The sequence below is a fragment of the Gordonia sp. IEGM753 genome (assembly GCF_050321825.1).
Taxonomy (GTDB): Bacteria; Pseudomonadota; Gammaproteobacteria; order Pseudomonadales; family Pseudomonadaceae; genus Aquipseudomonas.
The window spans coordinates 2,638,133-2,650,902 of record NZ_JBNQGB010000001.1 but is presented as its reverse complement, the minus strand read 5'-3'; the positions used below and the strand labels follow the sequence as shown (position 1 = coordinate 2,650,902).

At 59.8% G+C, this 12,770-nt stretch carries 9 protein-coding genes; 2 read left to right on the top strand and 7 right to left on the bottom strand.

Annotated features, from left to right (window positions below; all coding sequences use genetic code 11):
* Positions 1 to 880: 880 nt before the first annotated feature.
* Both ACQR3R_RS11835 and ACQR3R_RS11830 read right to left on the bottom strand, forming a co-directional pair.
* Positions 881 to 2,596, bottom strand: coding sequence for an amidase (locus tag ACQR3R_RS11835; protein ID WP_428272358.1), 1,716 nt, complete (start codon positions 2,594 to 2,596; stop codon positions 881 to 883).
* A gap of 141 nt (positions 2,597 to 2,737) precedes the next feature.
* Positions 2,738 to 3,652: a LysR substrate-binding domain-containing protein gene (locus ACQR3R_RS11830; RefSeq protein WP_428272357.1), complete on the bottom strand. Its 915-nt coding sequence runs from the start codon at positions 3,650 to 3,652 to the stop codon at positions 2,738 to 2,740.
* Positions 3,653 to 3,705: 53 nt separating this feature from the next.
* On the opposite strand from ACQR3R_RS11830, the gene ACQR3R_RS11825 reads away from it, so the two are divergent.
* A complete protein-coding gene (locus ACQR3R_RS11825; RefSeq protein WP_428272356.1) occupies positions 3,706 to 4,863 on the top strand; it encodes an MFS transporter in 1,158 nt (385 codons plus the stop codon).
* A 115-nt stretch (positions 4,864 to 4,978) separates the two neighbouring features.
* On the opposite strand, the gene mug is transcribed toward ACQR3R_RS11825, so the two are convergent.
* The 5 genes from mug to ACQR3R_RS11800 all read right to left on the bottom strand — a co-directional run bounded on the left by mug (position 4,979) and on the right by ACQR3R_RS11800 (position 11,646).
* Positions 4,979 to 5,512, bottom strand: a complete 534-nt coding sequence (gene mug, locus ACQR3R_RS11820) for a G/U mismatch-specific DNA glycosylase (protein ID WP_428272355.1) — start codon at positions 5,510 to 5,512, stop codon at positions 4,979 to 4,981.
* Between the two features lie 21 nt (positions 5,513 to 5,533).
* Positions 5,534 to 6,496, bottom strand: coding sequence for an AraC-like ligand-binding domain-containing protein (locus ACQR3R_RS11815; protein WP_428272354.1), 963 nt, complete (start codon positions 6,494 to 6,496; stop codon positions 5,534 to 5,536).
* 221 nt (positions 6,497 to 6,717) lie between these two features.
* The gene (locus ACQR3R_RS11810; protein WP_428272353.1) at positions 6,718 to 8,808 is read right to left on the bottom strand and encodes a caprolactamase subunit alpha; all 2,091 of its coding nucleotides are present in this window, start codon (positions 8,806 to 8,808) and stop codon (positions 6,718 to 6,720) included.
* Between the two features lie 36 nt (positions 8,809 to 8,844).
* Positions 8,845 to 10,593: a caprolactamase subunit beta gene (locus ACQR3R_RS11805; RefSeq protein ID WP_428272352.1), complete on the bottom strand. Its 1,749-nt coding sequence runs from the start codon at positions 10,591 to 10,593 to the stop codon at positions 8,845 to 8,847.
* A 66-nt stretch (positions 10,594 to 10,659) separates the two neighbouring features.
* On the bottom strand, positions 10,660 to 11,646 hold the full coding sequence (locus ACQR3R_RS11800) for a DMT family transporter (protein ID WP_428272351.1): 987 nt from the start codon (positions 11,644 to 11,646) through the stop codon (positions 10,660 to 10,662).
* Between the two features lie 94 nt (positions 11,647 to 11,740).
* On the opposite strand from ACQR3R_RS11800, the gene ACQR3R_RS11795 reads away from it, so the two are divergent.
* Positions 11,741 to 12,649: a LysR substrate-binding domain-containing protein gene (locus ACQR3R_RS11795; RefSeq protein WP_428272350.1), complete on the top strand. Its 909-nt coding sequence runs from the start codon at positions 11,741 to 11,743 to the stop codon at positions 12,647 to 12,649.
* The last annotated feature ends 121 nt before the right edge of the window (positions 12,650 to 12,770 follow it).

Below are 12,770 nucleotides of genomic sequence, written 5' to 3'. Positions count from 1 at the left end.
GCCTGCTGGCGAAGGCTGACTGGCATTCACGATTGATATTGGCTGGCACAACCCCTTTCGCGAGCAGGCTCGCTCCCACATTGGATCGGCGTCGCACACTAAGTCCGCGCTCGGCAAAAATCCAACGGTGGGAGCCAGCCTGCTGGCGATTGCTGACTGGCATTCACCCTTGATATTGGCTGGCACAACCCTTTCGCGAGCAAGCTCGATCCACATTGGATCGGCGTCGCACACCAATTCCGCGCCCGGCAAAAAATCCAACGGTGGGAGCCAGCCTGCTGGCGAAGGCTGACTGGCATTCACGATTGATATTGGCTGGCACAACCCCTTTCGCGAGCAGGCTCGCTCCCACATTGGATCGGCGTCGCACACCAATTCCGCGTCCGGCAAAAATCCAACGGTGGGAGCCAGCCTGCTGGCGAAGGCTCACTGGCATTCACCCTTGATATCGCCTGGCACAACCCTTTCGCGAGCAGGCTCGCTCCCACATTGGATCGGCGTCGCACACTAAGTCCGCGCCCGGCAAAAATCCAACGGTGGGAGCCAGCCTGCTGGCGAAGGCTGACTGGCATTCACGATTGATATCGCCTGGGACAACCCATTTCGCGAGCAGGCTCGCTCCCACATTGGATCGGCGTCGCACACCAATTCCGCGCTCGGCAAAAATCCAACGGTGGGAGCCAGCCTGGCATTCACCCTTGATATCGCCTGGCACAACCCTTTCGCGAGCAGGCTCGCTCCCACATTGGATCGGCGTCGCACACTAAGTCCGCGTCCGGCAAAAATTCAACGGTGGGAGCCAGCCTGCTGGCGATTGCTGACTGGCATTCACGATTGATGTCGCCTTGCACAACCCTTCAAATGGTTGTGCCTCGCGCTGCTATTTTTGACCCTTCGGCAGCGGGGGAGTCCGAGGTGGGATCAGTCTTTTTGAGCCGCTCGCTTCGAATGCCGAGGCCAGGCGCAGTAGCGAAGAATCGTCATAGGCGCGCCCGGCAAACGTCAGCCCTACGGGCATGCCGATGTCCGCCATCACGCCCATCGGCACGGTAATGGTTGGCACGCCCAAGTGCCGAATGGCCAGGTTGCCATTGGCGACCCATACGCCGTTGCTCCACGCAATGTCTGCAGACGCTGGGTCGACGTCGGCATTTGCCGGCGCCACGTCGGCCACCGTTGGAAACAGCACCGCATCCAGCCCCAACCGATCCATCCAGTCTTCAAGATCGATTCGACGGGTTTTTTCAAGCCCGCGCAGACCGTCCGGCACGGTGCTGATCTGGTCCCACGGCGTGATGCCGCGCTCGGCCATGCGTACGTATTCGTCCATGCCAGCCACCAGATCGCCTTCGCGGTTAGGCAGCGTGCCGGGGTCGTGCGGGAAAATCAGCGCGCCATCCACGTCCACCAGCCGATGCAATGCCGGATCGCCGTTGGCCTGCAGGAAATCATCAAACGCCCAAGCCGTCAGGTCCCACAATTCATGATGCAGAAACTCTTTGGACACCAGGCCACGGGTGAAAACTGTGGGTGCGCCCGGGCGATCGCCTTCGCAATTGGAGACCAGTGGGAAGTCGACTTCGATGACTTCGGCACCTGCCGCTTCGAGGGCTTTACGAGCGTCCTGCCACAGTGCGATCACCGATGGGCGGGTGTTAATGCGTTGCCCGGTCGGGCCACCGATACCCGGCGATTCAGCAGTGCCCGCTTCAGGGTCGGCGTTGATGTACATGCGTGGCACGCCAAGCCGCTTTCCGGCCAAGGCGTCGGTATTGCTGGCGAGTTCGGCGTAAGACGCGGGACGTACAGAGGCCACATCCGGGATAGGTATCCAAGGCTGCAGCCGCCACAGATCACCCCGGGTGTCGGGGTCTTCGGCCACGACAACCTCGAGCACCTCAAGCAGATCGGCCATGGTTCTGGCGAACGGCACCACAACGTCCATTGTCGGTGTCAGCGGCCAGTTGCCGCGCACCGAAATGACGCCGCGTGATGGCGTGTAGGCACACAACCCATTGTTCGAGGCTGGCCCACGACCACTCGACCAGGTTTCTTCGGCGAGGCCGAATGCGGCGAAACTGGCCGCCGTTGCGGTGCCTGCACCGTTTGATGAGCCCGATGCGAAGGGCGCCGTCAGGTAGCTCGCGTTGTAGGGGCTTTCTGCGCGGCCATAGACCCCGCGTTGCATGCCGCCATTGGCCATCGGCGGCATGTTGGTTTTGCCGAGGCAGATTGCACCTGCGCCGCGCAGCCGCTCGATGGTGAACGCATCGCGATAGGCAATCAGGTCCTTGAAGGCCGGGCTTCCCGACGCGGCGGTGAGGCCCTTGACCAGGTAGCTGTCCTTGGCCGTGTAGGGAATGCCGTCCAGTGGGCCGAGTGCTTCGCCTCTTGCCCGTCGGGCATCGGAGGCCTTTGCTTCTTCGAGCGCGGCGGGGTTGGGCACGACCACGGCATTGAGCGCCGTCGGCGTATTTGGCCCATCGTAGGCATCGATCCGGGCGAGATAAGCCTGCACCAGCTCGACCGCTGTGGTTCGGCCAGATTGGAGCGCAGCACGCAGTTCGGCAATGGAAACCTCGGTGACTTCGATCATGCTGTCACCACCGTTTGCTGGCAGGCGACGCCGTCGAGGCAGGCATCACAGTGGTGGTTAGGCTCAAGGACATCACACATCTCAAACTGGGTTTTCATATCAATTCTCGTTGCACTGCACTCACGCGGCAGGGTCTGGATTTTAGTCTGAATTTTGTCGAGCGAGTTCGCTCTCCAGCCACTCGGCAAAGCATCGTACTTCAGGCACGGCATTCGGTGCGATGCCGTAATAGTAGCGAGGCACCGGCATCCGCAACTGCGGAAACAAACAACGCAGTTGCCCGGTTGCCAGTCCATTGGAGACCAAAGAAACGGGCACCACCGCGAATCCCAAACCATCCATAGCGGCCTGCAAGACAAAATGTTCATGATCGAATTGCATCTTGCTGGCGGGTTTTATTTTTTCGATGCCGGTATGCGCCAACCAGTCTTCCCAATCGCCCTTGCGACTTTTTGCCCACAGCAGCACCAAAGATGCCAACGCACGAGGCTCGATAACCGGGTGCGACTTGAGCAGGGCAGGCGAGGCGACGACACATACTTCATCTTCCAGAAACGGGCGAAGTTCAATCGTTGCCGGCCAGCCGTAATGGCCACGACGGATGGCGATATCGAAGCTGTCTGTGGCTTTGTCCGGTCGCAACGTGCTGGTGAGCACATGCGGTTCGATGCCGGGATACCGCTCGACGAAATCGGGCAGTCGCGGGATCAGCCAGCGTACGGCGAAGGAGGGCCTTACATTGATCTTGACCACGCGTTCTGGTGCCTGGCCCATTACCGATTCTGCGGCCAGGGCGATCTGGGTCAGCGCGGCTTCGGCCTGGGCGAAGAATCTCAGCCCTTCTACCGTCAGGCTTATCTGGCGAGTACGTCGCTCAAAAAGGAACACACCCAAGTGCATTTCCAGCGCCTTGACCTGACGGCTGACAGCGCTGTGAGTGACGTGCAGCTCGCTGGCGGCCAGCGTAAAGCTCTGATGCCGGGCAGCAGCAACAAAGGCGCGGACAGCGTTGAGGGGCGGTAATGTGTTGATCATGTGTTCGATAATCTCACACATGAGCGTCGATAATCTCGTTTGTCGTTCCTTGAAAGTCCGTGCAGCATTTGCCTATGAATAGCCCAAAACCGATCAACATCGTCGACCGTCATTCCCGTCTCGCTGCGCTGGCATTGGCGTTAGCGCTGCCGGGCGATGTGGTGCTGTACCTGTTGTTACCGATGTTCGCTTCACAGTTCGGTGTGACGCTGGCCGAGGTCGGGCTGTTGTTGGCCGCCAACCGCTTGATCCGCATTGTCGGGTATGGTTTTGTCGCGCGTTTTTACGCCCGGCACGGCGATCAACTGACGTGCACCCTGGCGGTGGTGGCTGCAGTTATTTGCGCGATGGGCTACGCCGCGCTGTCCGGATTTTGGGTATTGCTGCCGCTGCGTTTGCTGTGGGGGCTGGCGTTCGCTGCATTGAATCTTTCGACCCAAGCGCTATCAACAGCCGATCCTGGCGGTGCGGCGCGACGTTCAGGGCGGTCCAGGGCCTTTACCGCTTTGGGACCGGTTATCGCACTGCCATTGGCCGCGCTAGTGGCCCAAGCATGGGGCCCGCGCCCGGTGTTCTGGGGCTTGGCCGCTGCTGCGTTACTGGGGTTGATGGTGACTCGCCGATTGCCCTCGCTCTCCCATCCACTGCCCGAAAAGCGTCGGGGCCTGAAGCTGCCGAACAGTCTGGACATATGGTCGTTTCTTGAAGGCTTGACCCTCGATGGCCTGTTCATCATCGGCCTGGCTTATCTGGGAAGCGATGTATTGCCGGGTGGTGCGGTCATGATGGCCGGGGTGTTGCTGGCGGTACGCTACCTGGGTGAAATTCTCCTCAGCCCGATGGGAGGCCGGTTGGCCGATATGTTTGGTGCTGAGCGGTTATTGGTGTGCCTGTCGTTGCTGACATCGGCAACGCTGATAGGGTTTGGCGCTGGCTGGCTGTGGAGTTGCGCTGCAGCTATCGTCGTCCTCAGAGCGCTGCAACTGCCATTACTGGCACCGATTGTCGCGCATCGCACACCTGGCCCGGAGCGCGTTCATGCACTGGTGACCCGCTCGGTATGGCGCGATATCGGTGCGGGCACCGGCCCGGTGCTGGCGGGATTGTTGTTGCCGATAGTGCCTTCATTCTGGATTTACACCGTACCGGCGTTACTGCTGGCCTGCGCCGCCCTGGCAGTGGTGCGCGAAAAACAGCCAACGACCGTCGAGCAATCGCCAGCCGAGGCTTGAAAACGCGGCTGCCGGACGTTGTGAAATCAACAAAACTATCCACAAAAGTCGTGGGTATACATGTGGATAACGATCTACAAGCCACGGAATACGGGGCTTGTAATGTGTTGGTCATTTATTGTGCTGTTGTTGTTCGGGGCTGCTTGGCGAGTGCCAGATAAAGAGCGCTGTACGCACTGACCAATTGCTCTTGCGAGAACGCGAGATTTCGTCCGCTGGGGTTGGGTAAAACCCACACCGGCGTGTCAGCAAAGGTGTTCGGTTGCAGTCCCCAGGCAAGATTTTTTTCGCCGGATAAAGCGCTATAGGCAGCTTTGCCCAGAAACGCCACGCAGCGCGGCGAGTACTGCACAATTTTTCGTTCAAACGTGGCAGCGGCGGCGATAAATTCATTCATATTCAACTCATCCGCGCGCGCCGTCGGTCGCTCCACCACTGCGGTTAACCCGCACTGATAATGCAAGAGTGTCCGATCATCCTCCGGGTGCAGCTGTGTGGGCGTGAAGCCAGCGAGGTGCAACGTGCGCCAGAATCGATTGCCCCTGCCAGCAAAGTGATGCCCTTGAGCGGCAGCCATCATGCCGGGATTGATGCCGCAGAAAATCACCGCAAGGTGCTCGGCAAGAATGTCGTCCAGTCCGTCACTCACCGTGAAACCTTAAACCGCAGATCACGCCGAGTGTTCCACGCCGCTGCGCACATCCCGCGCTGTGCATCCGAAGTGCTGACGAAAGCTGCGGGTAAATTGCGCCTGATCGTTAAAGCCCCAGCGCATCGCCAACTCCCCGATGGACAGGTGACAGTTGGGGTTTCGCAGGCCGCGATGCACTGCTTCCAAGCGGCGCAGGCGAACCCATTCACTCACGCTGTAGGGCGTGCTGCTGAACAGCTTGTGCAGGTAGCGCAGTGACAAATCACAGGCGTCGGCAATCGCTTGCGGGGTCAGGTCGGGGTTGTCCAGATGCTGTTCAACGAAGTGTTCGATGCGTTGTAAATGCAGTGCGGCAAGGTTCGAACTTTCGCTGTTGAGCACTCGATCATCATCGCGCAGGGCCATCAACAATGTTGAAAGTGCTTGCTCCAGCAGCATGTGGCGGGCGGCTTCGTTGCATTCGTCGAAGCGGGCGGCGCACATCGCGAGTTGGTCGACGAATATCCTGCCCAGTCCGCGTTTGGCATCGAAGCAAAAGCGTGTGTAGCGTTCGGCGCCGCGCAATTGTCCGTGCAGGGCGCGTTCAGGAAGTTTGAACACCCACAGGTCGTTGTCGCAGGCGTAGTGAAAACGGTAGGGCGCATCGCCGCGTTCGAAGATGAAGCCGCCGGGTTGGCAATGCAGGGCTCGGCCGTCCTGCTCGAAATGCACCTCGCTACGCCGTGGCACGGTGACCAGGTAGCAAGCTTCGCGGTCCTCACTGACCTGGGCTTTGCTGCGCGAGTAGCCGAGTTGACTTGAGCGCAGGCGCGACAAGGTCAGCGGCGTGCTACCGGTTTCCCAGATTTGCAGGTTGCCGCTGAACAGGTTGCCAGGAGCAAATTCCAGTGACAGGGGAAAGTAGGCACTCCCGATGGCTTGGGCCCAGATTGGCTGGCGCTCGCTGTCGGGTATCGATCGGGTGGAAAGTTTGAATGCCATGGCTTCCCCTCGTACCTTTCTTGTTGTGAGGACGGTGCCGAGTGCTGAACCCTCTATGGGAGCGGGCTTGCTCGCGAATGGAGTTAACGATAACGCGTATTTACGGGATAAACGCGTTGCATCAACGTCCATCGCAAGCAAGCTTGCACCTACAGGTAAGAGGGAATCGGGTAGCCCTCGACGCCGTTTGTTCGCCATCATTTGCCAATGTTTACAGAGGGTCAACCATTGGGCGTCAATCGGTAGGTGGCCGACGGGGCAAGTGTCGCCTGCCAGCCCGGTGGTACAACGATGTTGGTGGTGGCCTCTTCAATGACGCAAGGGCCTTGAACGGTTTGCTCCGGTTGCAAGCGATCACCGTTGTACACCGGTGTGTCCTGCCACGGTGATTGCGCGCTGAACAACATCGGGCGGTGGCCGACAGCCTTGGCCGGGACTTTCTCGGTCGGCACCGGCAGTTCGGGCATCGGCGGTCGTTGCAGGCGGGCGATTACCGAACATTCAAGGTTGACCAGCTCTATCGGGCTCTCGGGTTCGCTGTAGGAAAACAGTGCCTTGTGCCGCGTATGGAACGCCTTGCGCAGGCCAACCAATCCCTCGTTATCCAGTTGATCGCACGCCAATTCGACGGCGCATTCGTGGATCTGGCCCAGGTAGCGGATCTCCAGGTTGTACAGGCATTCGACGTTGCCGTCGGCACCGAACCCGTCGTCGCGCAGGTTGTTCATGCCGCGCTCACGCAGGTCGCGCAACGTCTGGTTGAGCAGCGTCAGGTTTACCCATTCGTCGTCCAGGCGCATGGGTAGTGTGGTCAGTTGATCGTAGCGAATGTCCGACAGAATCTGCCCATACGCGCACAGGCCAGACGCCACTTTCGGGATCAACACCACCTGGCTGCCGATCTCTTCCGCCAAGCGCATGACGTGCATGCCCGCCGCACCCCCCGCGCCGATCAGGGCGAAGTCTCGCGGGTCATAACCACGCTCGACCGACACCCGCCGTATGCCACTGACCATGTTCAGGTTGACCAGCGTGATGATGCCTATCGCCGCACGGTCGACGCTGATGCCCAAAGGCTCGGCGATTTTGATGCGGATAGCCTCGATCGCAGCCTTGCGGTCAAGTCGTATGCTGCCGCCGAGCATTGCGCCGTCAGCCAGGTACCCGAGTGCCAGGTTGGCGTCGGTAACGGTCGGCTCGACGCCGCCCTTGCCGTAACACACCGGGCCAGGGTTGGCGCCGGCACTGCGTGGGCCGACTTGAAGCATGCCGAAGTCATCCAGATAAGCGATGGAGCCACCGCCCGCGCCAAGGGTTTCAACCTGAATCATCGGCACGCCGATGCGATAGCGCAAAAAGTCAGTGTCTTTGCTGAAATTAGTTCGCCCACCCTTGCTCAGCGTAATGTCGAAAGACGTGCCGCCCATGTCTACGGTGATGACGTTATCGATGCCGAACGGCGCCGCAACGCACAGTCCGGCTTGCGGCGCAGAGGCCGGACCTGAGTTGATGGCATTCACCGCACGTTCGCGCATCACGATGCCGGGTGCCAGCCCGCCGTTGGACTGAAAGTAGCGCGTGGGCTGTTGCGCGCCGAGCTCTTCGAACAAGGCGTCGATGCGTTCGATGTAGCGACCCATGATCGGGCTCAGGTAGGCGTTGACCACCGTGGTTGACGTGCGCGTGTATTCGCGGATCTGCGGGAAGACTTCGTTGCCAGTGCAGACGAACACATTCGGCAGCGCGGCCCGGACCATTTCGGCGGCGCGTTCTTCGTGAGCCGGATTGCGCACCGACCAGACAAAAGAAATCGCTACGGCCTTGACCTCCTGTTCGCGGAAGTACTCGATGGCGTCGACAATCGCCTTTTCATCCAGTGGCGAATATTCGCTGCCATCGCTGATCATCCGGCCAGCGATGGGGCGACGCAGGTGACGCGGCACCAGCATGTAGGCGGGTGGATAGCTGGCGTCGTAACGATGCCCATCCTCTTTATGCCCGAGGCGGATTTCGAGGCTGTCTTCATGCCCGTCGGTGCACAGCAGGCCAACCTTGACCCCGGTTTTTTCGATCAGCGCGTTCAGCGCTACGGTGGTGCCATTGATGCACAAGTCGCAGTCCGCGATGATCTCGGCCGGTGTGCGTCCAAGGGCATCGGCCATTTGCGCCAGCCCGTTGCGAATCGCGAGGGTGCCGTCGTGAGGGGTCGAGGGTGCCTTGAACAGCTGCACGTTGCCGGTACGGTCTGCCAGGATGAAATCGGTGAAGGTGCCGCCGGCGTCGATGCCCAGACGATATTGTTGCTTGCTCATGAGAGAAGGTTCCAGGTTGCTCAATGGGGCCGGGCGTTATTGATGCGCGGCGCGGCGGGCGAGGGTTGCGGCTTCGTCGACCTGACCATTGCCGTCAATCACTACTGCGTACTCCTGGAGTGCGCCTTGCACAGACACCAGGCCGTTGCGCACATCGCTCTGCACACTGGCGACGGAGCGCAGCAGTGGGTTGCCATAGCCGCCACCACCGGGGTTGATGTTGATCACCCGTTCGCCTGGTTGTGCGGTCAGTTGAGCGTTGTGAATGAAGTGTTGTTCTTCACCGTTGGCCTGGCGATGAATCAGACGCCCGAGTTTGGGTTCGAGCATCACGTTGTTCGCGCCCGCCGCACCGGCCGTTGGCAGCTGTCGACCTTCACCAAAACCGACCACGGTCATGGCGTGATTCAACGGTTCGATTTCGATACGTGTGCCGGAGCCGCCCCGAAATTCACCGGCACCACCGCTGTCGGTCATCAGGCTGTAGCGGTGGATGAGGATGGGGTAGGAATACTCCAGCAGTTCGATATCGCCAGACATCAGCGCACCGAAACAACACAGCGGACCGCACGCCGGCCAACCGTCCATGGCTTTGTTCGCACCGGCGCCTGCGATGATTGAGGCGAGCACCATGGTCACGTATTCGTCGTTGCCGTTGCGCGGGTCGTGGCCGGCGATGTTGATGCCGCTGGCGTGGCCCCACGACGCGGTCACACGCTCGGGTGCGGCTTGTTCCAGTGCCTGGCGCACTGCGTCGGCCAGGGTTTCCATCGGCGTGGTGGTGCTGTTCACGTGCGGCGCCGGTTCCTGCGCGTTGCACAACGTGCCCGGTGGGCCGAGGTCAACCGTGACGCAGCGGTACAGCCCTTCGTTGTACGGCGGCGGCACCTGCGCAAACATCATCAGCCCCAGGTAAACCCCGGACACCGAGTTGCCGGCATAGGAATTGATGAAGTAGGGCACTTGCGGTGGGCTTTCGATCAATACGTGGGCCTCATCGCCGCGAATTTCTACCCGTGCAGTGATCGACAATTCACCCAGGCCATGGCCCGAGTCTTCGAGCACCGCGGTGCCGGTGTAGAAACCGTCCGGCACTTCTCGCATCAAGGCGCGCATGTGCCGGTCGGCCATGTCCTTCAACTCGGCGATACACGCTCGCACCTGTTCCACGCCGTAGCGGTCCAGCAGTTCGAGCAAATGGCGCTCGCCGACATTGCACGCGCCGTATTGAGCGTTGAGGTCGCCTTCCTGGTAGGCGCGAGCACGCATGTTGGTCAGCAACAGGTTGATCACGTCTTCGCGACGCTTGCCCTGGGACCAGAGTTTTACAGGGGGTATGCGCAGGCCTTCGGCGTAGATTTCCTTGGCGTCGGGGTTGTAGCCCGCTGGCACCGGGCCGCCAATGTCGGTCAAGTGGCCTTTGCAGACCGCCCAGAATACTAATTCGCCTTGGTAGAAAACCGGCTTGTACATGCAGCAATCGAGGATGTGGCTGCCTTTGTACGCGGGGTCGTTGTGGTAAATCACATCGCCTTCGAGGATGTCATCGCCAAAGAACCCGGCAACGCATTTCATCGCCGGAATCAGCGACCCCAAGTGAATCGGGATGTCTTGCCCTTGCAGGATCATTTCCGGAAGGTGATCGAAAAGCGCGTTTGAATAGTCATGCGCCAGATTGAAAACGCTCGAACGACCGGTTTTTTCAAGTGTGATGGTCATCTCGCGCTGCGCGGTTTCGAGGGCGCCTCGCACGACTGCCAGAGTGATCGGATCTACTGTGCTCATGGGTCACCAGAAATCTTGTTGTTATCAGGTGAGGGTCATGACGGACGTCTAACCCACGGCACAACGCTACGCGCTCGGATGAGTGACTGGCTTGTCACACCGTGCACTGGTTTTTGATTGCCGGTGCACAGCATGTACAGCCATTCCCACACCCAGCAGCACCGCACCCAAGCCTGTGGTTTCCAGGCCGGTCGGCAGCCGCCCATGAAACATCAGGCCGAGCAGGGTGGCGAATAGCGATTCGAGCGATATCAACTGCCCGCTCAGCACCATGGGCAAGCGACGGGACGCTGCATTCCAGGCCCAGGCACCGACCAGCGATGACATCACCGCGATCAGCAAGCTCCACAGGTACAGCGGCCCCGCCTGCGAAATGCCTGTGCCCAATATCGGCAGTTCGAGCAGGCCCAGCCCCCACACTATAGGCAGCAGGCATACGGTCCCTAAGCCCGCACCGACCATCATCAGGCCCGTCCAGATCCCGGTTGCATTGGCCGGCAGTTTTTCCAGGGCTCGTTGATTGATCACACTGAAAGCCAGCCACAAGGCAACGGCGCTGACGGAGAAGGCCACCGCCAATAGCCACGAGTTGTTGCTGGTTGTGGGCTGATTGAGGCTGCCAATGTTCGACAGCAACAGGCCTGCGGTCATTAACGTCAGCGGTAGCGCCAGACTGCGCCACAGGATGGTTTTGTTCGTGGCGTTGCCCAGCAGGGCGAGCAGCACCGGCACCATCCCGATGAAGGCGGCCGTCAGCACCGGCCCGCCGAAAATGACCCCGGCAGCAATGCAAACGCTGTACCCCAGGTAACCGAGCACCCCGAGGCCCGCCGCCAGCATTCGCTGCTGGTGTCGAACCAACCTGAGCTGGTTTCGGCACAGCACCACAACCGCTACGCCCATGCCGCCGGCGATCAGAAACTTCACCAGCATCAAGTCGTAGAGGCTGTAGTTGCCCGTGACGTAGGGTGCGATGAAATTGAGCGCCCAGCTCAGGGTCGCGACCCCGGCCAGCATGACGCCGATGATAATGTTGGTCTGAGCGGTGGCCATTCGAGCGTCATCCGTGAAGTATTCAGCTCATGTTGCACAGCATCGCCAGTGTGCTACAAACGAGTTCTCGGTCCTGGATGCATAACCTCAGATTATGAATAAACTCGGGAAGACATTGCCGCCACTCGCCAGTTTGCTGCCCTTTGAAGCGGCGGCGAGGCTGGGCAGTTTTTCAAAGGCTGCCGATGAGTTACACCTCACCCAGGCAGCCATCAGCCGGCAGATTCGCGCGCTGGAAGAAAACCTTGGAGCAGTCCTTTTTACCCGTCGTAACCGCGCGGTGTTTTTGACGCGCGAGGGCGCTGAATTGGGTCGCGTGGTGAGCGCGGCGCTGCACAACATCAGTGACAGCGCCGCAGCCCTTCGCGAAGCGCCCCGACAAAACCGGGTGGTTCTACTCTGCCAACTGTGCGAAGCGTTTTATTGGCTAATGCCGCGCTTGTCGACCTTTCATCAGCAACACCCGGAAATCGAGATTCAACTCGCCACCACCACTCGTCCGCTGACTGAATTCAGTGACACCTTTGATGTGGCCTTACAAAGTACCGGCCGTGCCAGCGGCTCGCACGTTCTGGCGTTTACCGCTTCCGATGAAGTCTTTCCGGTGTGCAGTCCCGCTTATCTGGCGGATAGACAATCACTGAAAATTACCGATCTTCATCGCTACACTCTATTGCACCATCGCAGTACACCACCTCATTTGCTGGAGTGGGACAGCTGGCTGCAGGCGCAAGGTCAGACGCTGGAAGCGCATTCACAGGGACCTGCGTTTGACAGTTATCCCTTGATGCTTCAGGCCGCGGTTGAAGGACATGGCATTGCAATGGGCTGGCGCCGTACCGCAGGCAGGATGATTGACAGCGGTGTATTGGCGAGGCCTTGTGCAGAAAGTGTGTTTTTACCCGATGCGATATCGGTTTTCCGAAAACAGGGAGAGGATGACCGTAGAGAAGTTCGCGCGTTGATCAACTGGTTGGCAGAGCAATTGCAGAGTGATAACTGAGGGGCACAAGACTGGCATTCGCGACAGATACGACCTCTTCGTCCTGAAAGCGCCATGCTCACGAACTTCCCAAACGGTTGTCAGTCGATCAACTACCAGGATCGTCAACGCATTCGGCACG

Coding starts and splice junctions, on each gene's coding strand:
- ACQR3R_RS11835 (WP_428272358.1), bottom strand. CDS start 2,596: ATGATCGAAGTCACCGAGGTTTCCATTGCCGAACTGCGTGCTGCGCTC.
- ACQR3R_RS11830 (WP_428272357.1), bottom strand. CDS start 3,652: ATGTGTGAGATTATCGAACACATGATCAACACATTACCGCCCCTCAAC.
- ACQR3R_RS11825 (WP_428272356.1), top strand. CDS start 3,706: ATGAATAGCCCAAAACCGATCAACATCGTCGACCGTCATTCCCGTCTC.
- ACQR3R_RS11815 (WP_428272354.1), bottom strand. CDS start 6,496: ATGGCATTCAAACTTTCCACCCGATCGATACCCGACAGCGAGCGCCAG.
- ACQR3R_RS11810 (WP_428272353.1), bottom strand. CDS start 8,808: ATGAGCAAGCAACAATATCGTCTGGGCATCGACGCCGGCGGCACCTTC.
- ACQR3R_RS11805 (WP_428272352.1), bottom strand. CDS start 10,593: ATGAGCACAGTAGATCCGATCACTCTGGCAGTCGTGCGAGGCGCCCTC.
- ACQR3R_RS11800 (WP_428272351.1), bottom strand. CDS start 11,646: ATGGCCACCGCTCAGACCAACATTATCATCGGCGTCATGCTGGCCGGG.
- ACQR3R_RS11795 (WP_428272350.1), top strand. CDS start 11,741: ATGAATAAACTCGGGAAGACATTGCCGCCACTCGCCAGTTTGCTGCCC.